This window comes from Streptomyces sp. NBC_01255 (assembly GCF_036226445.1).
Taxonomy (GTDB): Bacteria; Actinomycetota; Actinomycetes; order Streptomycetales; family Streptomycetaceae; genus Streptomyces.
Genome location: NZ_CP108474.1, coordinates 3,644,834 through 3,667,654, shown reverse-complemented (window position 1 = coordinate 3,667,654; position 22,821 = coordinate 3,644,834). Strand labels below are relative to the sequence as shown.

Genomic DNA, 22,821 nt, shown 5'->3' with positions numbered 1-22,821 from the left:
CCGCTTCGCGCCGAGCCGTGGAGGCGCCCCGCGCCACCGGTTCCGAGCGCCGCGCGCCCCGTCACCGGGACAGCCTCCCCGTAGAAGGCAGAAGGACGTGCACCGATGAGACGCTCGCCGGCCATCCCTTTGCTCCTCGTCGCCCTCGCGCTCACCGGGTGTACCGAGGAAGCCGCCCGCGCCCCGATCGATCCGATCGACGCCGTGTACGCCGCGCACACCGAGTGCCTCGGCAAGCACGGAGTGAAGCTCAAGGAGAAGAGCCCCGGCGTCATGACCGTGGACAAGGACGCCATCGACCGCAAGGTGATCATGGCCGCCCAGGAGGAGTGCAAGAGCCTCCTTCCCGCCAAACTCCCCGTCGATCAAGAAGCGTTGAAGGTGTCACAGGCGATCGCGGAGTGCTACCGGCGCAACGGTTACCCCGACTGGCCCGACCCCGACCCGGAGACCGGCGAAGCACCCGTGGGGGCGGACATGGACGACACGGCTGTCATGAGCAAGTGCCGCCCGGGGACCTCCGAGGTCCCCTTCCCGGCCTCGGACTGACGTCGCCGACATGGACGCTGACGTGAACTCGGCCATGGACACCACCCCCGAACGCCGACCCACCCGAGGCCGCCTCTGGATCGGCGCGCTCGTCGTCGGGGCCGTCGTCCTGACCGCCGCCGGCGCCTTCGCCGGTACGGTGATCAAGTCGCCCGCCCAGATCGCGGCGGACGCCGCCCCGCCCCCGGCAGACGTGCTCACCGCCGCCGTCGAGCGCCGCGTCCTGCGGGAGACGGTCGTGCTGCGCGGCACCGTCGTCGCGGGTCAGACCGTACCGGTGGCGCCGGTCGCCGCCGGCGGGGACGGCGGGGCGCCCGTCGTCACCAAGACGCCGGTCGCCGTCGGCGCGGCCGTGCGCGCCGGGCAGGTCGTCCTGGAGATATCCGGCCGCCCGCTCTTCGTCCTCCCGGGCCGGCTCCCCGTCTACCGGGACCTCAAGCCGGGCGCGACGGGCGACGACGTGGCCCAGCTCCAGACCGCGCTGGCCGGGCTCGGCTTCGGCCGGGCCGGCGACGAGGAGGGCACGTTCGGCGCGGGGACGAAGGAGGCCGTGGAGGGGTTCTACGCCGCCGCCGGCTACGAACCGCGCCCGGCCGTGGACGACGCGGGCGCCGGAGTGGACGCCGCGAGTGACGCCGTCACGGCCGCCGAACGGGCCGTCGACGACGCCCGGGACGCGGTCGCCGAGAACAAGGACGGGGCCCAGAAGAAGAACCTGCGCAAGGCGCGGGACCGGGCCGTCGAGGACCTGGAGAAGGCCCGTACCGTGCTCGGCAAGGCGTGGGCGGCCTCCGGACCGATGGTCCCGGCGGGGGAGGTCTCCTTCGTGGAGCGCTTCCCCGCCCGGGTCGCGTCCACCGCCGTACGCCCCGGCTCCCCGGTCTCCGGCACGCTGATGACCCTGTCCTCCGGCCGCCTCCTCGCGCAGGGCTACCTCCAGGACCACCAGAAGGGCATGGTCCGGCCCGGCCAGAAGGTCCGTGTCGTCGACGAGGTGACCGGCGTCGAACTCACCGCCGAGGTCGAGAGCGTCGCCTCGACGCCCACCGTCGCCGACGCCAAGGGGGGCGGCGGCCAGGGTGAGGGCCAGGGCCAGGGCCAGGACGGTGCCGCGCCCGCGAACGGGCCCACCGGCTCCGGGTTCCTCTTCACCGCCGTGCCCGACAAGGAGATCCCGCCCGCCCTCGCCGGCCAGGACGTACGGCTGACGATCGAGGCGGCCTCCACCGACGGCGAGGCCCTCGTCGTCCCCGTCACCGCCGTGTCGGCGAGCGCGGACGGTACGACCGTGGTCACCGTCGTCGACGGAAGCGGGCGCCGCACACCCGTCGAGGTGCGGACAGGCACCCTCGGGGACGGCTACGTCGAGATCGTCCCGCTCGCGGCGGGCAGCCTGGCGGAGGGCGCCGAGGTCGTGACCGGGGTGGCCGCCACCGGCGCCGACCAGGGCGGCCGGGGGTCGGAGTGACCCCCCTCGTACGACGACGGCGGGACCGGAACTCCGGCCCGCCACCCGCCCACACCGAGCAGCCCGCTCCGGACACCCCCGTCATGGAGTTCCACGGGGTCGGCCTCACCTACCCGGGCCCGCCGCCAGTCCAGGCCCTGCACCCCTGTGAACTCGCCATCCGGCACGGCGAGTTCGTGGCTGTCGTCGGTCCCTCCGGCTCCGGCAAGTCCACGTTCCTGAACGTCTCGGGACTCCTCGACGCGCCCACCGAGGGCACCTACCTCCTCGACGGCATCGACACGGCCGCCCTCTCCGACAGCGACCGAACCGCCCTGCGCGGCCGCCGCATCGGCTTCGTCTTCCAGGCGTTCCACCTCATGCCGCACCGCAGCGCCACGGAGAACGTGATGCTGTCGATGCTGTACTCGGCCGTCCCCCGCGCCGAGCGCCGCGCCCGCGCCCGGGAGGCCCTGACACGCGTCGGCCTCGCCCACCGCGTCGACGCGCTCCCGGGCCGCCTGTCGGGCGGCGAGCGCCAGCGCGTCGCCATCGCCCGCGCGCTGGCGGGCCGGCCCTCGCTGCTGCTCTGCGACGAGCCGACGGGAAACCTCGACTCCGGCAACGCCGAGACGGTCCTGTCGCTCCTCGGCGAACTCCACGCCACCGGCATGACGGTCGTCGTCATCACCCACGACAGCGAGGTCGCCGCACGCGCGGGCCGCACGGTGACGATCCGCGACGGCGTCCTCAGCGAGGCCGACCCCGTACGGCCGGGCCGGCACGAAGGGACCCCCGTATGAGAGACCGCCATGGCGGACGCGTTGTCGAACCCTCCCGCCTCACCCCCCGCGACACCCTCTCCGAGGCCGTCGCGGGCATGCTCCAGCGCCCCGGCCGCTCCGTCCTCACCGCCCTCGGCACGGTCCTCGGCGTCGGCACGTTCGTCGCGATCCTCGGCCTGACGGCGACCACGTCCTCCCAGATCGACGCCCGGTTCGACCTGCTGACCGCCACCGAGGTCAGCGTCGAGGACATCTCCCGGGAGCAGAACGAGTTCGCGGAACAGGGCTTCCCCGCCGACGCGGACGCCCGGATCGAGCGGCTCGGCGGCGTCCGGGACGCCGGGGTGTACTGGACTGTCCGCCTCCGCTCGGACGTCACCGTGCGCGCCGCGCCCGTCGGCGACGGCGCCGACGGCGTACCGGTCGACGTGGTCGCCGCCTCGCCGGGCGCGCTCCGGGCCGCCGTCCCCCACCTCGCGCAGGGCCGGCTCTACGACGAGTTCGCCTCGGCGAAGGCACAGCCGGTGGCGGTCATCGGCGCGAGCGTCGCGGCCCGGCTCGGGATCACCACCCTGGAGACCCGGCCGGCGGTGTTCATCGGGGACGAGCCGTTCGTGGTGGCCGGCATCGTCGACGACGTCGAGCGCAGGCCGGACGTGCTGATGTCGGTGAGCGTGCCCCGGACGACCGCCGAGCGAATGTGGGGGCCACCCGACGCCGGTGCGGCGAAGATGCTGATCGCCACGGAGACCGGGGCCGCCCGGCAGATCGCGCAGGAGGCCCCGGTCGCGCTGCGCCCCGACCATCCGGAGTATCTGAAGGCCGTTCCGCCGCCGGACCCGAGAGCGCTGCGGGCGGGCGTCACCGGCGACCTCGACCAGCTGTTCCTGCTGCTGGCCGGGGTCTGCCTGGTGATCGGCGCGGTCGGCATCGCCAACACCACCCTGGTCGCGGTCCTGGAGCGGACCGGCGAGATCGGTCTGCGGCGCGCCCTGGGCGCCCGGGGGCGGCACATCACCGTCCAGTTCCTCGCGGAGTCCGGCGCGCTGGGGGCGATCGGCGGGCTCGTCGGGACGGCGCTGGGCGTGTGCACGGTGATCGGGGTGGCGCTCGTCCGGGAGTGGACCCCGGTCGTCCACCCCACCGCGGTCGTCGCGGCGCCGCTGATCGGTCTCGTCACCGGCGTGGTGGCCGGTCTCTACCCGGCCTGGCGGGCCTCCCGGATCGAACCGGCGGAGGCCCTCCGCCACTGACCCGCACCCGATCCCGTGGAGGAAGGCCTGAACACCCGCCGGAGGGGAGGAGGGCTCAGCGGGCCTTGAAGTGGTAGACCGAGGAGACCTGGTTCTTGAACGTCGTGGAGAAGGTGCCGAAGCGGTCCGCGGGGATCCAGCCCTCGATGCCCCCCGCGCCGGCGCCGGTGTAGACGTACCAGGTGACCTTGTCCTTGTTGAAGTACGAGGCGGCGTTGTCGCCCACGACGTAGCCCTGGCCGGGGCCGGGGGTGATGAACCTGTCGTTGGCGAGGTCGCCGTCCGCCATGTACAGGTCGATGAACGAGCCCCCGAGGGACGAGTTGTAGAACAGGCCGAACTCGCGGATGTCCAGGTAGCCGTCCCTGGTCACGGCCGAGGCCGTGCCGGCGGTGGCCAGTACGCCTGTTCCGAGGGTGCCGAGGACGACGACGGTGCTGAGGGCACGCCGGAGGGCGGTGTTCTTCATGTCCTTGCCTTTCGGTACGAGGGAGGCTGCACAGGAGCTGTGTGACAGTCGGGGCCTGCGTGGCACCGACAGGGAAGTACACGACACCGCAGCGGAGTTGGCTCGCAGCGGTCCGTGACTATGTCAGGTCCACGAGTGCCGACGCGCCACGTTTGGCGAGAAATCGCAACAGGCGTGCCCCGTATGCCAGTTGGCGGACGGCCCCCTCTTCACCCGGTGGTTAGAGTGGAACCGGTCGAGCAACCGTGCGATGCGCTCGGCCCGTTCCGCGCCGAGCCTGGAGGCGCATCGCCCATCGCGCATCGCGCACAGGCTCCGAGCGCCGCCCCCGTATCGGGATGTCCCAGGCATCGGGACCCCCAGGACAAGGACGTACATCGATGAGACGCCCGCTGGCCGCCCCTCTGATCCTCGCCGCTCTCGCGCTCACCGGGTGCGGTGGCGACGCCGAGCCCGCGGCTTCCCGGCCGGTCCCGACCTCCTCGATCGAAGCCGCGTACGACCCGCTCTACGACTGCCTCGCCGAGCAGGGGCTGAAGCTCGTGGACACGGAGGGAGGCGCCAGGCGGGTCGACAAGGACGCCAACACCGTCGAGGCCCAGCTGGCCGCCGAGAAGGCGTGCAAGAGCCGGATCCCCGCTGAACCGCCCCTCGATCAAGCGCAGTTGAAGAAGGACAAGGCGGTGTCCGAATGCGTCCGGCGCAACGGATTCCCCGACTACCCGGACCCGGACCCGAAGACGGGCCGGCTGCCGGAGAGCAAGGAGGTGAAGTACGCCCCCGGGCTCCCCGAGATCCTCCGCAAGTGCCTCCCGGTGGCCGCGGAGGCCCAGGAAGGCCAGGGAAGCGCGGTCGAGGGCGGCTGAGCCCTCCGGCCCCGGACACACCGAAGGACCGTCTCTCCCCCGAGGAGTGACGGCCCTTCGGCTTACGGCGTGGTGCGCCGGATCAGAGGATCCGGACGGCGCCCGACGGGGTGTCCCAGTCGAGCGAGTGCTCGACGACGCCGGTGGACGAGTTCTGCGCGCCGACGTACTTGCCGCCGCCGACGTAGATGGCGACGTGGTACGAGCCGCTGCGGCTGCCCCAGTACAGGATGTCGCCCGGCTGGAGGTTGCTCAGCGAGACGGAGGTGCCCATGCTCGACTGGTCGTACGAGATGCGCGGCAGGTCGATGCCGGCCGCGGCGTAGGCGGCCTGGACGAGGCCGGAGCAGTCCCAGGAGTTGGGGCCGGTGCCACCGCGGACGTACGCGTCGCCGACCTGGGCGCGCGCGAAGGCCACGATCGCGGCGGCGGAGCCGGAGGGGGCCTGCGTCTCGTTGCTGCTGCTGCTCGTGGACGAGCCGCTGTCCGAGGAGCTGGAGGAGCCGCTGTCCGACGAGCCGGAGCCGGACGAGCTGTTGTCGCTCGTCGAGGTAGTGGAGAGCTGGGTGCGCGCACGGTCGCGGGAGGCGCGCTCCTCGGCGTCCTTGCGCTCCTGCTCGGCCTTCGCCTTGGCCTCGGCCTCGGCGCGGGCCTTCTCGGCGCGCTCGGCCTCGGCCTTGCGGTCCGCCTCGGCCTTGGCCTTCTTGGCCTCCTTGGCGGCCTTCTGCAGGGCCGCGTTCTCCTGCGACTCCAGGCTCTGGTCGAGGGCCTCCTGCTGGGACGCCTCGGCGGAGGCGGCGACAGCGCTCGCCAGGCCCGCGGTGTCGAGGGATCCGAGCGTGGGCATTTCGATGGTCTCGGTCACCGGCTCGGCAGACGCCGGCCCGGCAGCACCGGCCACCGCGATGGTGCCGAGGACGCCACCGGCAACTCCGGCACGGAGCGCGAGCTTCGAGGCGCTGCGGCGGGGCTTCCGGTGGCTGGGTATGTGAGCGGTGTGGGACATGGGACAACCGCTATCAGGGCTTGGCGGTTCCCTTCAAGAAACGTGGGCTGCGCCACAGTTGCGCAGGGAACGGGTGAATCCGCTTCTTCGGCGCCCTTATTGACGCCGTAACGGGCAAATCGGGCACGACCCATCGCGCCCTTGATCATGTGTTTTCAATAAAACGTCCGAATTGCCCGTCACCTACCACCTCTTCACCTCGGTGGCCAAGCCCCGCTTTCCCGGACCCCTGCGCGGCGTGACGCAGGTCACAGCCGGGCTCGTGAACGAGTGCACGCGTCCACTCCCGTACGCCGGACCCCTCGACCGGGCGATGTGCGCTTCCTTTATCACCGGCGCCCGTCCCATCACCAATTTGCTTGTATGGGCCATGGCTTGATAGTGCGGCACCCCCTCCGAGCAGCGACTTCCGGTACGGATGTCACATCTGGTGATCACCTGGGCGCTTCGCGCAACAAGATCACCCCTCATCCGGCTTCATGATCCTTCGTCAGGTGGTGGAGATCACAAACTCGTTGCTGCACCCCGTGTCGCAGATCACAGAGGGGCAGGCATAAGATGCGGGGCAGCCGGGCTTGTGAACTGCCTCACATGGGGGCGATCTTTCACGGTCCGGCCGTGCGATCCAACGGTCAAGGACGACTGGAAGGAGCGAGGAGCGTGAATGCGTACGCGCCCGTCCTCGTGCTCGGTGCCCTGGGTGCGGGGTTTGCGATCTTCTCCGTGGTCATGGCCACGCTTATCGGGCCAAAGCGGTACAACAGGGCAAAGCTTGAGGCATACGAGTGCGGCATCGAGCCGACACCCACGCCCGCCGGAGGCGGCCGCTTCCCGATCAAGTACTACCTGACGGCGATGCTCTTCATCGTCTTCGACATCGAGATCGTCTTCCTCTACCCCTGGGCTGTCACGTTCGACGCCCTGGGGCTTTTCGGGCTCGTGGAGATGCTGCTCTTCGTGCTCACCGTCTTCGTCGCCTACGCGTATGTGTGGCGTCGCGGCGGCCTGGAATGGGACTGAGGGGCTGAGGGGCACCTATGGGACTCGAAGAGAAACTCCCGAGCGGCTTTCTGCTGACGACGGTCGAACAGGCCGCGGGCTGGGTGCGCAAGGCGTCCGTGTTCCCCGCGACGTTCGGCCTCGCCTGCTGCGCCATCGAGATGATGACGACCGGCGCCGGCCGGTACGACCTGGCCCGCTTCGGCATGGAGGTCTTCCGCGGCTCACCGCGCCAGGCCGATCTCATGATCGTCGCCGGCCGCGTCAGCCAGAAGATGGCGCCCGTCCTGCGGCAGGTCTACGACCAGATGCCCAACCCCAAGTGGGTCATCTCCATGGGCGTCTGCGCCTCCTCGGGCGGCATGTTCAACAACTACGCGATCGTGCAGGGCGTCGACCACATCGTGCCCGTCGACATCTACCTGCCCGGCTGCCCGCCGCGGCCGGAGATGCTCCTCGACGCGATTCTCAAGCTCCACCAGAAGATCCAGACCTCCAAGCTCGGCGTGAACGCCGAGGAGGCGGCGCGCGAGGCGGAGGAGGCGGCGCTCAAGGCGCTGCCGACCATCGAATTGAAGGGTCTGCTCCGGTGAGTGACGAGACACCCAACCCCGAGAAGGAGCTGAGCGAGCAGAACCTGCCCGGCCAGCGCGGGGAGCACGGCGAGGAGGTACGCCTCCAGCGTGGCATGTTCGGCGCCAACAACGGCGGCGACACGTCCGGCTACAGCGGCCTCGTCCGCTCGATCCGCCTCCCCGGCCCGGCCACCCGCCCGTACGGCGGCTGGTTCGACGAGGTCGCCGACGAACTCGAAGGCGCGCTGGAGGAGCAGGGACTGCTCCCGGACAACGCCATCGAGAGGACGGTCGTCGACCGCGACGAGCTCACGTTCCACATCGAGCGCGAGCACCTCGTCCGGGTCGCCAGGACCCTGCGCGACGACCCGGCGCTCCGCTTCGAGCTCTGCACCGGCGTCTCCGGCGTCCACTACCCGGGTGACAAGGGCCGCGAGCTGCACGCCGTCTACCACCTGCGCTCGCTCACCCACGGCCGGCTGATCCGCCTGGAGGTCTCGGCGCCCGACGCCGACCCGCGCATCCCGTCGCTCGTCGCCGTCTATCCGACGAACGACTGGCACGAGCGCGAGACGTACGACTTCTTCGGCATCGTCTTCGACGGCCACCCCGCCCTCACCCGGATCATGATGCCGGACGACTGGCAGGGCCACCCGCAGCGCAAGGACTACCCCCTCGGTGGCATCGCCATCGAGTACAAGGGCGCCCAGATCCCGGCTCCGGACCAGCGGAGGTCGTACTCGTGAACACCCCGTCCGCCTCCCCCCGGGAGACGACAGAAGGCGCCGTCTACACGGTGACCGGCGGCGACTGGGAAGAAGTCGTCCAGTCCGCCGCCAAGGCCGACGACGAACGCATCATCGTCAACATGGGCCCGCAGCACCCGTCCACCCACGGCGTGCTCCGCCTCATCCTGGAGATCGACGGCGAGACCGTCACCGAGGCCCGCTGCGGCATCGGCTACCTCCACACCGGCATCGAGAAGAACCTCGAATACCGGACCTGGACGCAGGGCACCACCTTCGTCACGCGGATGGACTACCTCACCTCGTTCTACAACGAGACGGCGTACTGCCTCGGCGTGGAGAAGCTCCTCGGCATCACCGAGCAGATCCCGGCCCGGGCGAGCATCATCCGCGTCCTGCTCATGGAGCTCAACCGGCTCTCCTCCCACCTGGTGTGCATCGCCACCGGCGGCATGGAGCTCGGCGCCACCACGATCATGATCTACGGCTTCCGGGACCGCGAGATGATCCTGGACCTGTACGAGCTGATCACCGGCCTGCGCATGAACCACGCGTTCATCCGCCCCGGCGGCCTCGCCCAGGACCTGCCGCCCGGCGCCGTCGACGCCGTCCGCGAGTTCGTGAAGACCATGAAGAAGAACCTGCCGGAGTACGACAAGCTCGCCACCGGCAACCCCATCTTCAAGGCCCGCATGCAGGACGTCGGCTACCTCGACCTCACCGGCTGCATGGCCCTCGGCGCCACCGGTCCGATCCTGCGCTCCGCGGGCCTCCCGCACGACCTGCGCAAGACCGACCCGTACTGCGGCTACGAGAACTACGAGTTCGACGTCCCGACCGCCGACACCTGCGACTCCTACGGACGCTTCCTCGTCCGCCTGGAGGAGATGCGCCAGTCGCTGCGGATCGTCGAGCAGTGCCTCGACCGGCTCGCACCGGGCCCGGTCATGGTCGGCGACAAGAAGATCGCCTGGCCCGCGCAGCTCGCGCTCGGCCCCGACGGCCTCGGCAACTCCCTCGACCACATCAAGAAGATCATGGGCACCTCCATGGAGGCCCTGATCCACCACTTCAAGCTGGTCACCGAGGGCTTCCGGGTCCCCGCGGGGCAGGCCTACGCGGCCGTCGAGTCGCCCAAGGGCGAGCTCGGCGTGCACGTCGTCTCCGACGGCGGCACGCGTCCCTTCCGGGTCCACTTCCGCGACCCGTCCTTCACCAACCTCCAGGCCATGGCCGCGATGTGCGAGGGCGGCCAGGTCGCCGACGTCATCGTCGCCGTCGCCTCCATCGACCCCGTGATGGGAGGCGTCGACCGATGACGGAGAACGTCAGCCTGGGGATGCCCCAGCTCCCCGCCCCCGCCTACCCGGCCGAGGTCCACGCGCGCCTGACCGAGGACGCCAAGGCGATCATCGCCCGCTACCCGGACTCCCGCTCCGCGCTCCTGCCGATGCTGCACCTCGTGCAGTCGGAGGAGGGCCACGTGACCCGTACCGGCATGCGGTTCTGCGCCGACCTCCTCGGCCTGACCACCGCCGAGGTCACCGCCGTCGCCACCTTCTACACGATGTACCGGCGCAAGCCGTCCGGCGACTACCAGGTCGGTGTCTGTACGAACACGCTCTGCGCGGTCATGGGCGGCGACGCCATCTTCGAGGAGCTCAAGCAGCACCTCGGCGTCGGGAACGACGAGACGACGGACGACGGCAAGATCACGCTCGAACACATCGAGTGCAACGCGGCCTGCGACTTCGCACCGGTCGTGATGGTCAACTGGGAGTTCTTCGACAACCAGACCCCGGCGTCCGCCAAGAAGATGGTGGACGACCTGCGGGCCGGCCGGACCGTCGAACCCACCCGCGGCGCCCCCCTCTGCACCTTCAAGGAGACCGCCCGCATCCTCGCCGGCTTCCCCGACGAGCGCCCCGGCGCCGTCGAGGCCACCGGCGGAGCGGGCCCCGCCTCCCTCGTCGGCCTGAGGCTGTCCAAGGGCGAGGCCCCGCACCACCGAATCGTTCACCCGCGCGGTGAGGCAACCCGTCAGGAGGGGGAGTGATGACCTTGGCGGCCGAGATCGACAACAACAACAGCCCCGAGAAGCTTCTCGCCCCCGTCCTCTCCGCCTTCTGGGACCAGCCCAACTCCTGGACCCTGGAGACCTACGAGCGGCACGAGGGATACCAGGGCCTCAAGCGGGCCCTCGCGATGAGCCCCGACGACCTCATCGCGTACGTCAAGGAATCCGGGCTCCGCGGTCGCGGCGGCGCCGGCTTCCCCACCGGCATGAAGTGGCAGTTCATTCCGCAGGGCGACGGGAAGCCCCACTACCTCGTCGTCAACGCCGACGAGTCCGAGCCCGGCACCTGCAAGGACATCCCGCTCCTCTTCGCCAACCCGCACTCCCTCATCGAGGGAATGATCATCGCCTGCTACGCGATCCGCTCCGAGCACGCGTTCATCTATCTCCGCGGCGAGGTCGTGCCCGTCCTGCGCCGCCTCCACGAGGCGGTCCGCGAGGCGTACGCCGCCGGCTACCTCGGCCGGAACATCCTCGGCAGCGGACTGAACCTCGAACTCACCGTGCACGCCGGCGCCGGCGCGTACATCTGCGGCGAGGAGACCGCCCTCCTCGACTCGCTCGAAGGGCGCCGCGGCCAGCCCCGGCTGCGCCCGCCCTTCCCCGCGGTCGCCGGTCTGTACGCCTGCCCCACTGTCGTGAACAACGTCGAGTCCATCGCGTCCGTTCCCGCGATCCTCCACCGCGGCAAGGAATGGTTCACGTCGATGGGCAGCGAGAAGTCCCCGGGCTTCACGCTCTACTCGCTCAGCGGGCACGTCACCTCACCCGGCCAGTACGAGGCCCCACTCGGCATCACGCTGCGCCAGCTCCTCGACATGAGCGGCGGCATGCGGCCGGGCCACCGCCTCAAGTTCTGGACCCCCGGCGGCTCCTCCACGCCCATGTTCACCGAGGAGCACCTCGACGTGCCCCTCGACTACGAGGGCGTCGGCGCCGCCGGATCCATGCTCGGCACCAAGGCCCTCCAGTGCTTCGACGAGACGACCTGCGTCGTCCGGGCCGTCACCCGCTGGACCGAGTTCTACGCGCACGAGTCCTGCGGCAAGTGCACCCCCTGCCGCGAAGGCACCTACTGGCTCGTCCAGTTGCTCCGCGACATCGAGGCAGGCAAGGGCGTCATGACCGACCTCGACAAGCTCAACGACATCGCCGACAACATCAACGGCAAGTCGTTCTGCGCCCTCGGCGACGGCGCCGCCTCGCCGATCTTCTCCTCGCTCAAGTACTTCCGCGCGGAGTACGAGCAGCACATCACGGGCAAGGGCTGCCCCTTCGACCCCGCCAGGTCGACCGTCTGGGCCGACCGGCGCGCAGACAACACGGAGGTGAACGCATGACAGTCACCACGTCTGCCCCCTCCGGGGGCGGCGAGGCGGCGCTCCCGCCCCAGGACCTCGTCACGCTGACCATCGACGGCATCGAGATCTCCGTCCCCAAGGGGACGCTGGTCATCCGCGCCGCCGAACAGCTCGGCATCGAGATCCCGCGCTTCTGCGACCACCCGCTCCTCGACCCCGCCGGCGCCTGTCGCCAGTGCATCGTCGAGGTCGAGGGCCAGCGCAAGCCCATGGCCTCCTGCACCATCACCTGCACCGACGGCATGGTGGTGAAGTCGCAGCTGACCAGCCCGGTCGCCGAGAAGGCCCAGCACGGCGTGATGGAGCTGCTGCTCATCAACCACCCGCTGGACTGCCCGGTCTGCGACAAGGGCGGCGAGTGCCCCCTGCAGAACCAGGCGATGTCCCACGGACAGTCCGAGTCCCGCTTCGACGGCCACAAGCGGACCTACGAGAAGCCCGTAGCGATCTCCACGCAGGTCCTCCTCGACCGCGAGCGCTGCGTGCTCTGCGCCCGCTGCACCCGCTTCTCCAACCAGGTCGCGGGCGACCCGATGATCGAGCTGATCGAGCGCGGCGCGCTCCAGCAGGTCGGCACCGGCGAGGGCGACCCCTTCGAGTCGTACTTCTCCGGCAACACGATCCAGATCTGCCCGGTCGGCGCCCTCACCTCGGCCGCCTACCGCTTCCGCTCCCGCCCCTTCGACCTGGTGTCCTCGCCGTCGGTCTGCGAGCAGTGCGCGGGCGGCTGCGCCACCCGCACCGACCACCGGCGCGGCAAGGTCATGCGGAAGCTCGCCGCCGAGGACCCCGAGGTCAACGAGGAGTGGATCTGCGACAAGGGCCGCTTCGGCTTCCGGTACGCGCAGCAGCGCGACCGGCTCACCACCCCCCTCGTCCGCAACTACGAGACCGGTGAGCTCGAAGCGGCGTCCTGGCCCGAGGCCCTGGAGGCCGCCGCCCGCGGACTCGTCCGCGGCCGCACCGGCGTCCTCGCCGGCGGCCGGCTGACCGTCGAGGACTCCTACGCGTACGCCAAGTTCGCCCGGGTCGCCCTCGACACCAACGACGTCGACTTCCGTGCCCGGGTCCACTCCGGCGAGGAGGCCGACTTCCTGGCCTCCGCCGTCGCGGGGCGGGGACGGGACCTGGACGGCTCCGGTGTCACGTACACCTCGCTGGAAGCCGCCCCGGCCGTCCTCCTCGTCGGCCTGGAGTCCGAGGAGGAGGCGCCCGGCGTCTTCCTGCGGCTTCGCAAGGCCTGGCGCAAGCACGGGCAGAAGACGTACGCGATCGCCTCCCACGCGACCCGCGGCCTGGAGAAGTCGGGCGGCACGCTGCTGCCCGCCGCTCCCGGCACCGAGACCGAGTGGCTCGACGCGCTCACCTCCCGGGTCAGCCTGGAAGGCGACGGACTCGCCGCCGCCGAGGCCCTCCGCCGGGAAGGCGCCGTCATCGCCGTCGGCGAGCGCCTCGCGGGCGTACCCGGCGCGCTCACCGCCGCCCTGCGCGCGTCGGCCGCCACCGGCGCCCGGCTCGTCTGGATCCCGCGCCGTTCCGGCGAGCGCGGAGCGGTGGAGGCGGGCGCGATCCCGACCCTGCTGCCCGGCGGCCGGCCCGCGACCGACCCGCGCGCGCGGGAGGAGGTCGCCGCTGCCTGGGGCGTCCGCGAACTCCCGCACCGCTACGGCCGCGACACCGGCCAGATGCTGGAGGCCGCGGCCACCGGCGAACTCGGCGCGCTGCTCGTCGCCGGCGTCGACGTCGTCGACCTGCCCGACCCGGCACGCGCGCGTGAAGCGCTCGACGCGGCCTTCGTGGTCTCCCTGGAGCTGCGGCCCGGCGAGGTCACCGAGCGCGCCGACGTCGTCCTGCCGGTCGCCGCCGTCGCCGAGAAGTCCGGCACCTTCCTCAACTGGGAGGGCCGGGCACGCCTCTTCGAGGCCGCGCTCAAGCCCGAGCAGATGACCAGGTCGCTCTCCCCGGCCGACGCGCGCGTGCTCCACATGCTCGCCGACGCCATGGACGCGCACCTGGCCCTGCCCGACCTGAAGTCCGCACGGCGCGAGCTGGACCGGCTCGGCCGGTGGACCGAGGAGCGGGCCACCGAGCCCACCGAGCCCGGCCAGGCCGCGCCCCGGCCCGGCGACGGCGAGGCCGTCCTCGCCGGACACCGGCTCCTCCTCGACCTCGGCCGCCTCCAGGAGGGCGACACCGCCCTGGCCGGCACCCGCCACGCGGCGGTCGCGCGGCTCTCCGCCGCCACCGCCGCCGACACCGGCGTCAAGGACGGCGACACCCTGGAGGTCACCGGCCCGGCCGGCTCGGTCACCTTCCCGCTCCAGGTCACCGAGATGCCCGACCGCGTGGTCTGGCTCCCGCTGAACTCGACCGGCACCGGCGTCTACTCCGCCACCGGCGCCCACCCCGGCGACCTGGTCCGCATCGGCGCGGCCACCACGACGGAGGTCCAGGAATGAACACCGTCCTCGCCGCCGAAGACCTGTCCATGTTCGGCACGGACCCCTGGTGGCTCGTCGCGATCAAGGCCGTCTTCTGCTTCGCCTTCCTGATGGTGACCGTGCTCTTCTCCATCGTGTGGGAGCGCAAGGTCGTCGCCTGGATGCAGCTGCGCATCGGGCCCAACCGGCACGGCCCCTGGGGCCTCCTCCAGTCCCTCGCGGACGGCATCAAGCTGATGCTCAAGGAGGACGTGATCGTGAAGAAGGCCGACAAGGCCGTCTACATCCTCGCGCCGATCATCGCCGCCGCCCCCGCGTTCATGGCCATCGCCGTGATCCCCTTCGGCCCGGCCGGCAACGAGGTCTCGATCTTCGGCCACCGCACGGCGATGCAGCTCACCGACCTGCCGATCGCGATGCTGTACGTCCTCGCGATCGCCTCCGTCGGCATCTACGGCATCGTCCTCGCCGGCTGGTCCTCCGGCTCCACGTACCCGCTCCTCGGCGGCCTCCGGTCCTGCGCACAGATGATCTCGTACGAGATCGCCATGGGCGCGGCCTTCGCCTCCGTCTTCCTCTACTCCGGGTCGATGTCGACCTCGGCGATCGTCGAGGCGCAGGCGGACCGCTGGTTCGTCATCCTGCTGCCGGTCTCGTTCATCATCTACATCGTCACGATGGTCGGCGAGACCAACCGCGCCCCCTTCGACATGCCGGAGTCCGAGGGCGACCTCGTCGGCGGCTTCAACACCGAGTACTCGTCCATCAAGTTCGCGATGTTCATGCTCGCCGAGTACGTGAACATGGTGACGGTCTCGGCCGTGTCGGTGACGCTCTTCCTGGGCGGCTGGCGGGCCCCGTACCCGGTCTCCACCTTCTGGGAGGGCGCGAACCACGGCTGGTGGCCGATGCTCTGGTTCGTCCTCAAGGTGCAGCTGCTCCTCTTCTTCTTCATCTGGCTCCGCGGCACCCTGCCCCGCGTCCGCTACGACCAGCTGATGAAGCTCGGATGGAAGGTCCTCATCCCGGTCTCCGTGGTCTGGCTCATGCTCGTCGCCACCGTCCGGGCCCTGCGGAACGAGAACATCGCGTTCAGCAACATCGTCCTGTACGTGGCGGGTGCCGTCCTCGGACTGCTGCTGCTCTCCTTCCTCTTCGACACGTTCCGCGACAGGAAGGCGAAGGCCGAGGCGGAGGCCCCCGAGGCCGAGCGGGCCTTCGACCCCATGGCCGGAGGCTTCCCCGTACCGCCCAAGCCCGGACAGTCCCTGCCGCCCGTGCCCCGGCGCAGGCCGAGGCACGACAAGGACCTCGTTGTCAGTGGCGCCTCCGATACTGCTACTGCGAGTGAGGGAAAGGAGACGGACGGTGTCTGACTTCCAGAATCCGGTGGCCGGCTTCGGCGTGACCTTCAAGGCCATGTTCAAGAAGCGGCTGACCGAGCAGTACCCGGAGCAGGAGAAGACGACGGCGCCCCGCTTCCACGGCCGGCACCAGCTCAACCGTCACCCCGACGGCCTGGAGAAGTGCGTCGGCTGCGAGTTGTGCGCCTGGGCCTGTCCCGCCGACGCCATCTACGTCGAGGGCGCGGACAACACCGACGAGGAGCGCTACTCGCCGGGCGAGCGGTACGGCCGGGTCTACCAGATCAACTACGCCCGCTGCATCCTGTGCGGGCTGTGCATCGAGGCCTGCCCGACACGCGCGCTGACGATGACCAACGAGTTCGAACTGGCCGACTCCTCCCGCGAGAACCTGATCTACACCAAGGAGCAGCTCCTCGCGGGCCTCGAGGAGACGATGGTCGACTCGCCGCACGCGATCTTCCCCGGGATGACCGAGCAGGACTACTACCGGGGCCTCGTCACCGAGGCCGCGCCCGGGACGGTCCAGCAGGTCGAGGTCTCCAACGGCGAGAAGGGCGAGCCGGAGGGGGCGGACGCATGAGCGCGAACCTCGCCGCCTACACGACGTCCTCGGGCGAGGCCTTCCAGTTCTGGGTCCTCGGCACCGTCGCCGTCGTCGGCGCCCTCGCCACGATCCTGATGAAGAAGGCCATGCACAGCGCACTGTCGCTGGCCGGCACGATGATCATCCTGGCGGTCTTCTACCTCGCCAACGGCGCGTACTTCCTCGGCATCGTCCAGATCGTCGTCTACACCGGCGCGATCATGATGCTCTTCCTCTTCATCGTCATGCTGGTCGGCGTCACGGCCGCGGACTCCCTGAAGGAGACCATCAAGGGCCAGCGCTGGTGGGCCGCGGCCTGCGGTCTCGGCTTCGGCATCCTGCTGATCGCCGGCATCGGCCAGGCCTCGCTCACCGAGTTCAACGGCCTCGGCGCGGCCAACTCCGCGTACGGCGGAAACGTCGAGGGCCTCGCCGCCCTCATCTTCACCAAGTACGTCTTCGCCTTCGAGCTCACCGGCGCGCTCCTCATCACCGCGGCCGTCGGCGCGATGGTGCTCACCCACCGCGAGCGCACCCAGCGCGCCGCCACCCAGCGCGAACTCTCCGAGCAGCGCGTACGCGAGGGCACGCACGTGCCGCCGCTGCCCGCGCCCGGCGTCTACGCCCGGCACAACGCCGTGGACGTCGCCGGTCTGCTCCCCGACGGCTCCCCGTCGGAGCTCACCGTCATGCAGACCCTGCGCAAGCGGGGCCAGATCCGGGACGTGTCCAGCGAGGCGCTGGCCGACCTCAAGGCCCTGGAGCAGCGCTCCGAGGAGCGGCTCGGCCGGGACCGGGACGAAGAGGAGGCCACCCGGTGAACCCCGTCAACTACCTGTATCTCGCGGCCCTGCTGTTCACCATCGGTGCGGCCGGGGTCCTGATCCGACGCAACGCGATCGTGGTCTTCATGTGCGTCGAGCTGATGCTCAACGCCTGCAACCTCGCGCTCGTCACCTTCTCCCGCATGCACGGCAACCTCGACGGCCAGATCCTCGCGTTCTTCACGATGGTCGTCGCCGCCGCGGAGGTCGTCGTCGGGCTCGCGATCATCGTGTCCGTCTTCCGTGCCCGCCACTCGGCCTCGGTCGACGACGCCAGCCTGATGAAGCTGTGAGGGGCTGACCCGTGGAAAATCTCATTGCGCTGCTCGTCGGGGCACCTCTGCTCGGCGCGGCCGTCCTGCTCTGCGGCGGCCGGCGGCTCGACAAGACCGGGCACTGGCTCGGCACCCTGCTCGCGGCCGTCTCCTTCGTCATCGGCCTGGCGCTCTTCGCCGACATGCTCGGCAAGAGCGCCGACGACCGGGCGATGCACCAGCGGCTGTTCACCTGGATCCCCGTCGAGGGCTTCCAGGCCGACATCGCCTTCCAGCTCGACCAGCTGTCGATGACCTTCGTCCTGCTGATCAGCGGGGTCGGCACGCTCATCCACGTCTACTCCATCGGCTACATGGAGCACGACGAGCGCCGCCGCCGCTTCTTCGGCTACCTCAACCTGTTCGTCGCGGCGATGCTCCTGCTCGTCCTCGCCGACAACTACCTGCTCCTGTACTTCGGCTGGGAGGGCGTCGGCCTCGCCTCGTACCTCCTGATCGGCTTCTGGCAGCACAAGCCCAGCGCGGCTACCGCCGCGAAGAAGGCCTTCCTGGTCAACCGGGTCGGCGACATGGGCCTGTCGATCGCCATCATGATCATGTTCACCACCTTCGGGACCTTCGCCTTCGGGCCGGTCCTGGCATCGACCGGCGAGGCGTCCCAGGGCACCCTGACCGCGATCGGCCTGATGCTGCTCCTCGCCGCCTGCGGCAAGTCCGCCCAGGTGCCGCTGCAGTCCTGGCTCGGGGACGCGATGGAGGGCCCGACCCCGGTCTCGGCCCTCATCCACGCGGCCACGATGGTGACCGCCGGTGTCTACCTGATCGTCCGATCCGCCGACATCTTCAACGCGGCACCGGACGCGCAGCTCGTCGTCACCGTCGTCGGCGCGGTCACGCTCCTCTTCGGTGCGATCGTCGGTTGCGCGAAGGACGACATCAAGAAGGCCCTCGCCGGTTCGACGATGTCGCAGATCGGCTACATGATCCTGGCGGCCGGCCTCGGGCCCATCGGCTACGTCTTCGCGATCATGCACCTGGTGACCCACGGCTTCTTCAAGGCCGGTCTCTTCCTCGGCGCCGGTTCGGTCATGCACGGCATGAACGACGAGGTCGACATGCGGAAGTACGGCGGCCTGCGGAAGTACATGCCGGTCACCTTCGTCACCTTCGGCCTCGGCTACCTCGCGATCATCGGCTTCCCCGGTCTGTCCGGCTTCTTCTCCAAGGACAAGATCATCGAGGCGGCCTTCGCGAAGGGCGGCACCGAGGGCTGGATCCTCGGCGCGGTCACCCTGCTCGGCGCGGCCATCACCGCGTACTACATGACCCGCGTGATGCTGATGACCTTCTTCGGCGAGAAGCGCTGGCAGCCCGATGCGGAAGGCCACGAGCCGCACCCGCACGAGTCGCCCAGGTCCATGACGATCCCGATGGTCCTGCTGGCCGTCGGCTCGGTCTTCGCGGGCGGGTTCTTCAGCATCGGCGACCGGTTCATCAACTGGCTGGAGCCGGTCACCGGCTACGCCCACGGCCACCCGCCGATCAGCGCCGCGGCCGTCACCTCCGCCACCGTCGCCGTCATGGTGATCGGCGTCGGCCTCGCCTACCTCCAGTACGGGCGCAGGCCCGTCCTGGTCGTCGCCCCGCGCGGCTCGCTCCTCACCCGGGCCGCCCGCCGCGACCTGCTCCAGGACGACTTCAACCACGCCGTCTTCGTCACCGGCGGCACGCACCTCACCCGCTCGCTCGTCTACGTCGACCACTCCCTGGTCGACGGCGTCGTCAACGGCACCGCGGCCACCGTCGGCGGACTCTCCGGCCGGCTGCGCAAGCTCCAGAACGGCTACGCCCGCACGTACGCGGTCTCCATGTTCGGAGGTACTGCGGTGCTGATCGCCGCGACCCTGCTGATGAGGGCGGTGTAACTGTCATGTCTTTCCCGCTCCTTACGGTCACGGCAGCGGTGCCGGCGCTCGGTGCGATCCTCACCGCCGCCGTCCCCGCCGCCCGTCGCACCGCCGCCAAGTGGCTGGCGCTGCTCGTCTCGCTCGCCACGCTCGTGCTCGCCGCCGTCGTCTTCGTACGGTTCGAGCCCGGCGGCGAGCGGTACCAGCTGACCGAGTCCCACTCCTGGATCAAGGACTTCGGGGTCCGGTACGAACTCGGCGTGGACGGCATCGGGGTGGCGCTCATCGCGCTCACCGCCCTGCTGATCCCCTTCATCATCCTGGCGGGCTGGCACGACGCCGACCCCCTGGAGACGAAGTCCTCGCGCTGGCGCCCGACCCAGGGCTTCTTCGCCCTGATCCTCATGGTCGAGGCGATGGTGATCCTCTCCTTCGAGGCCACCGACGTCTTCCTCTTCTACGTCCTCTTCGAAGCCATGCTCATCCCGATGTACTTCCTCATCGGCGGCTTCGGCGACCGGGCGCACTCGGGATCCGACGAGAACGCGGCGGCCCAGCGCTCGTACGCGGCGGTCAAGTTCCTGCTCTACAACCTGGTCGGCGGGCTCATCATGCTGGCCGCCGTCATCGGGCTCTACGTGGTCGCGGGGAACTTCTCGCTCACCGAGATCGCCGAGGCGCGGGCCAACGGGTCCCTCGACATGGCGACCAACACCGAGCGGCTGCTCTTCCTCGGCTTCTTCTTCGCCTTCGCGGTGAAGGCGCCGCTGTGGCCGCTGCACACCTGGCTGCCGAACGCGATGGGGGAGGCGACCGCCCCGGTCGCCGTCCTCATCACCGCCGTCGTCGACAAGGTCGGCACCTTCGCGATGCTCCGCTTCTGCCTCGGGCTCTTCCCCGAGGCCTCGAAGTGGGCCACCCCGGCGATCATCGTCCTCGCGCTCATCAGCATCGTGTACGGCGCGCTGGTCGCGGTCGGCCAGCGGGACATCAAGCGGCTGGTCGCCTACGCGTCGATCTCGCACTTCGGCTTCATCATCCTGGGCATCTTCGCGATGACCACCCAGGGCCAGTCCGGTGCCACGCTCTACATGGTCAACCACGGCATCTCGACGGCCGCGCTGATGCTCGTCGCCGGCTTCCTGATCTCCCGGCGCGGCTCGCGGCTCATCGCCGACTACGGCGGTGTGCAGAAGGTCGCCCCGGTGCTCGCCGGCACCTTCCTGATCGGCGGTCTCGCGACCCTGTCGCTGCCCGGACTCGCGCCGTTCGTCAGCGAGTTCCTCGTCCTGGTCGGCACGTACGCCCGGTACCCGGTGGCCGGCATCATCGCCACCACCGGCATCGTCCTCGCCGCGCTCTACGTCCTCGTCCTGTACCAGCGGACGATGACCGGGCCGGTGAAGGAGGAGGTGCGGGAGCTGCCCGACCTGCGGGTGCGCGAACTGGCGGTGGTCGTCCCGCTGATCGCCCTCCTGATCTTCCTCGGCGTCTTCCCGAAGCCGCTGACGGACGTCGTCAACCCGGCGGTGCAGCACACCATGTCCGACGTCCAGCAGAAGGACCCCCAGCCCACCGTGGAGAACGTGGAGGCAGCCAAGTGAGTGCAACGGCTGTCCACAGCCTGTGGACGACGGCGGCGGTCGAGCCGCTGAGCAAGATCCCGGCCCCCCACATCGAGTACACGCAGCTCTCGCCCGTACTCATCGTGATCGGCGCCGCGATCATCAGCGTCCTCGTCGAGGCCTTCGTGCCCCGCAAGGGCCGCTACGTCGCCCAGGTGTTCCTCTCGGTCCTGGCCCTCGTCGCCGCCTTCGCCGCGGTCGTCGGCCTGGCGGCCGGCGGCTACGGCACCACCAAGGCCCAGATCGCGGCCATGGGCGCCATCGCCGTCGACGGACCCGCCCTGTTCCTCCAGGGCACCATTCTCCTCGCCTCGATCGTCGCGGTCTTCACCTTCGCCGAGCGCAGGCTCGACCCGGCCGACCACGGCCACAAGGTCGACTCCTTCGCCGCTGAGGCCGCCGCCGTCCCCGGCAGCGAGCAGGAGAGGGCGGCCGTCAAGGCCGGCTTCACCACCACCGAGGTCTTCCCGCTCGCCCTCTTCGCGATCGCCGGCATGCTCGTCTTCCCGGCGGCCAACGACCTCCTGACGCTCTTCGTCGCCCTGGAGGTCTTCTCCCTCCCGCTGTACCTGCTCTGCGCCGTCGCCCGCCGCAAGCGGCTGATGTCGCAGGAGGCGGCCGTCAAGTACTTCCTGCTCGGCGCCTTCTCCTCGGCGTTCCTGCTCTTCGGGATCGCCCTGCTCTACGGCTACGCGGGCTCCGTCTCGTACGCGACGATCGCCCGGGTCGTCGACGGCGCCGTCGTCTCCGTCGACCCGGCGCTCGCCGACACCATGGGCAACGACGTCCTGCTGCTCATCGGCTTCGCCATGGTCCTCACGGGGCTCCTCTTCAAGGTCGGCGCCGTGCCGTTCCACATGTGGACCCCGGACGTCTACCAGGGCGCCCCGACCCCGGTCACCGGCTTCATGGCCGCCGCGACCAAGGTCGCCGCGTTCGGCGCGCTGCTCCGCCTGCTGTACGTGGTGCTGCCGGGCCTCACCTGGGACTGGCGGCCGGTCATGTGGGGCGTCGCGATCGTCACCATGCTGGGCGGCGCGATCGTCGCCATCACCCAGACCGACATCAAGCGGCTCCTGGCGTACTCGTCCATCGCGCACGCCGGGTTCCTGCTGGCCGGTGTCATCGCCGCCACCCCCGAGGGCATCTCGTCCGTCCTCTTCTACCTGGGGGCGTACTCCTTCGTGACGATCGGCGCGTTCGCCGTCGTCACCCTGGTCCGGGACGCGGGCGGCGAGGCCACCCACCTCTCCAAGTGGGCCGGTCTCGGGCGCCGTTCACCGCTCGTCGCGGCGGTCTTCGCGGTCTTCCTGCTCGCCTTCGCGGGCATCCCGCTGACCTCCGGATTCTCCGGAAAGTTCGCGGTGTTCAAGGCGGCGGCGGAGGGCGGCGCGGGCGCGCTCGTCGTGGTCGGCGTGCTCTCCTCGGCGATCGCCGCGTTCTTCTACATCCGGGTGATCGTGCTGATGTTCTTCAGCGAGCCGAAGGCGGACGGCCCCACGGTCGCCGTGCCCTCGGCCCTGACGACGCTCGCCATCACGGCGGGCGTCGTGGTCACGCTGGTGCTCGGCCTCGCGCCGCAGTACTTCCTGGACCTGGCGAACCAGGCGAGCGTCTTCGTCCGGTAGGTGCGTGCCGTACGAGGAGGGGCCCGGCTCACGGCGAG

General features: G+C 70.3%; 21 protein-coding genes. 19 read left to right on the top strand and 2 right to left on the bottom strand.

The window, feature by feature from the left end:
- Window positions 1-105: 105 nt before the first annotated feature.
- The 4 genes from OG357_RS16120 (at window position 106) to OG357_RS16105 (ending at window position 4,034) form a co-directional block, all read left to right on the top strand.
- Window positions 106-549: a hypothetical protein gene (locus OG357_RS16120; RefSeq protein ID WP_329621802.1), complete on the top strand. Its 444-nt coding sequence runs from the start codon at window positions 106-108 to the stop codon at window positions 547-549.
- Window positions 550-559: 10 nt separating this feature from the next.
- Window positions 560-2,017, top strand: a complete 1,458-nt coding sequence (locus tag OG357_RS16115) for a peptidoglycan-binding protein (protein WP_329621801.1) — start codon at window positions 560-562, stop codon at window positions 2,015-2,017.
- An 83-nt stretch (window positions 2,018-2,100) separates the two neighbouring features.
- Entirely contained in the window at window positions 2,101-2,799 is a 699-nt protein-coding gene (locus tag OG357_RS16110; protein ID WP_329625605.1) for an ABC transporter ATP-binding protein, read from the top strand.
- A complete protein-coding gene (locus OG357_RS16105; protein ID WP_329621800.1) occupies window positions 2,796-4,034 on the top strand; it encodes an ABC transporter permease in 1,239 nt (412 codons plus the stop codon). Before OG357_RS16110 ends, OG357_RS16105 begins: the two co-directional genes overlap by 4 nt.
- Before the next feature lie 55 nt (window positions 4,035-4,089).
- Here OG357_RS16105 and OG357_RS16100 read toward each other — a convergent pair whose 3' ends face one another.
- The gene (locus OG357_RS16100; protein ID WP_329621799.1) at window positions 4,090-4,503 is read right to left on the bottom strand and encodes a hypothetical protein; all 414 of its coding nucleotides are present in this window, start codon (window positions 4,501-4,503) and stop codon (window positions 4,090-4,092) included.
- Window positions 4,504-4,883: 380 nt separating this feature from the next.
- On the opposite strand from OG357_RS16100, the gene OG357_RS16095 reads away from it, so the two are divergent.
- The gene (locus OG357_RS16095) at window positions 4,884-5,369 is read left to right on the top strand and encodes a hypothetical protein (RefSeq protein WP_329621798.1); all 486 of its coding nucleotides are present in this window, start codon (window positions 4,884-4,886) and stop codon (window positions 5,367-5,369) included.
- Window positions 5,370-5,451: 82 nt separating this feature from the next.
- On the opposite strand, the gene OG357_RS16090 is transcribed toward OG357_RS16095, so the two are convergent.
- Window positions 5,452-6,375, bottom strand: coding sequence for a C40 family peptidase (locus OG357_RS16090; protein WP_329621797.1), 924 nt, complete (start codon window positions 6,373-6,375; stop codon window positions 5,452-5,454).
- Between the two features lie 660 nt (window positions 6,376-7,035).
- On the opposite strand from OG357_RS16090, the gene OG357_RS16085 reads away from it, so the two are divergent.
- The 14 genes from OG357_RS16085 to nuoN are packed head-to-tail and all read left to right on the top strand — an operon-like array spanning window position 7,036 to window position 22,783.
- Window positions 7,036-7,395: an NADH-quinone oxidoreductase subunit A gene (locus tag OG357_RS16085; protein WP_019888619.1), complete on the top strand. Its 360-nt coding sequence runs from the start codon at window positions 7,036-7,038 to the stop codon at window positions 7,393-7,395.
- 17 nt (window positions 7,396-7,412) lie between these two features.
- The gene (locus OG357_RS16080) at window positions 7,413-7,967 is read left to right on the top strand and encodes a NuoB/complex I 20 kDa subunit family protein (RefSeq protein ID WP_024756031.1); all 555 of its coding nucleotides are present in this window, start codon (window positions 7,413-7,415) and stop codon (window positions 7,965-7,967) included.
- A complete protein-coding gene (locus OG357_RS16075; protein WP_329621796.1) occupies window positions 7,964-8,695 on the top strand; it encodes an NADH-quinone oxidoreductase subunit C in 732 nt (243 codons plus the stop codon). The genes OG357_RS16080 and OG357_RS16075 overlap by 4 nt, the downstream gene beginning before the upstream one ends.
- The gene (locus OG357_RS16070; RefSeq protein WP_329621795.1) at window positions 8,692-10,014 is read left to right on the top strand and encodes an NADH-quinone oxidoreductase subunit D; all 1,323 of its coding nucleotides are present in this window, start codon (window positions 8,692-8,694) and stop codon (window positions 10,012-10,014) included. The genes OG357_RS16075 and OG357_RS16070 overlap by 4 nt, the downstream gene beginning before the upstream one ends.
- Window positions 10,011-10,751: an NADH-quinone oxidoreductase subunit NuoE gene (nuoE, locus tag OG357_RS16065; protein WP_329621794.1), complete on the top strand. Its 741-nt coding sequence runs from the start codon at window positions 10,011-10,013 to the stop codon at window positions 10,749-10,751. The genes OG357_RS16070 and nuoE overlap by 4 nt, the downstream gene beginning before the upstream one ends.
- Window positions 10,751-12,112: an NADH-quinone oxidoreductase subunit NuoF gene (gene nuoF, locus OG357_RS16060; RefSeq protein WP_329621793.1), complete on the top strand. Its 1,362-nt coding sequence runs from the start codon at window positions 10,751-10,753 to the stop codon at window positions 12,110-12,112. The genes nuoE and nuoF overlap by 1 nt, the downstream gene beginning before the upstream one ends.
- A complete protein-coding gene (locus OG357_RS16055; protein ID WP_329621792.1) occupies window positions 12,109-14,592 on the top strand; it encodes an NADH-quinone oxidoreductase subunit G in 2,484 nt (827 codons plus the stop codon). The genes nuoF and OG357_RS16055 overlap by 4 nt, the downstream gene beginning before the upstream one ends.
- The gene (nuoH, locus tag OG357_RS16050; RefSeq protein ID WP_329621791.1) at window positions 14,589-15,950 is read left to right on the top strand and encodes an NADH-quinone oxidoreductase subunit NuoH; all 1,362 of its coding nucleotides are present in this window, start codon (window positions 14,589-14,591) and stop codon (window positions 15,948-15,950) included. Before OG357_RS16055 ends, nuoH begins: the two co-directional genes overlap by 4 nt.
- Entirely contained in the window at window positions 15,943-16,521 is a 579-nt protein-coding gene (gene nuoI, locus OG357_RS16045) for an NADH-quinone oxidoreductase subunit NuoI (RefSeq protein ID WP_329621790.1), read from the top strand. Before nuoH ends, nuoI begins: the two co-directional genes overlap by 8 nt.
- Complete coding sequence (locus tag OG357_RS16040; protein WP_329621789.1) at window positions 16,518-17,345, top strand: NADH-quinone oxidoreductase subunit J; 828 nt, start codon at window positions 16,518-16,520, stop codon at window positions 17,343-17,345. Before nuoI ends, OG357_RS16040 begins: the two co-directional genes overlap by 4 nt.
- The gene (gene nuoK / locus OG357_RS16035) at window positions 17,342-17,641 is read left to right on the top strand and encodes an NADH-quinone oxidoreductase subunit NuoK (protein WP_329621788.1); all 300 of its coding nucleotides are present in this window, start codon (window positions 17,342-17,344) and stop codon (window positions 17,639-17,641) included. The genes OG357_RS16040 and nuoK overlap by 4 nt, the downstream gene beginning before the upstream one ends.
- 11 nt (window positions 17,642-17,652) lie before the next feature.
- The gene (gene nuoL, locus OG357_RS16030; RefSeq protein ID WP_329621787.1) at window positions 17,653-19,548 is read left to right on the top strand and encodes an NADH-quinone oxidoreductase subunit L; all 1,896 of its coding nucleotides are present in this window, start codon (window positions 17,653-17,655) and stop codon (window positions 19,546-19,548) included.
- A gap of 5 nt (window positions 19,549-19,553) precedes the next feature.
- A complete protein-coding gene (locus tag OG357_RS16025; protein WP_329621786.1) occupies window positions 19,554-21,134 on the top strand; it encodes an NADH-quinone oxidoreductase subunit M in 1,581 nt (526 codons plus the stop codon).
- A complete protein-coding gene (gene nuoN, locus OG357_RS16020) occupies window positions 21,131-22,783 on the top strand; it encodes an NADH-quinone oxidoreductase subunit NuoN (RefSeq protein WP_329621785.1) in 1,653 nt (550 codons plus the stop codon). Before OG357_RS16025 ends, nuoN begins: the two co-directional genes overlap by 4 nt.
- Window positions 22,784-22,821: the final 38 nt, after the last annotated feature.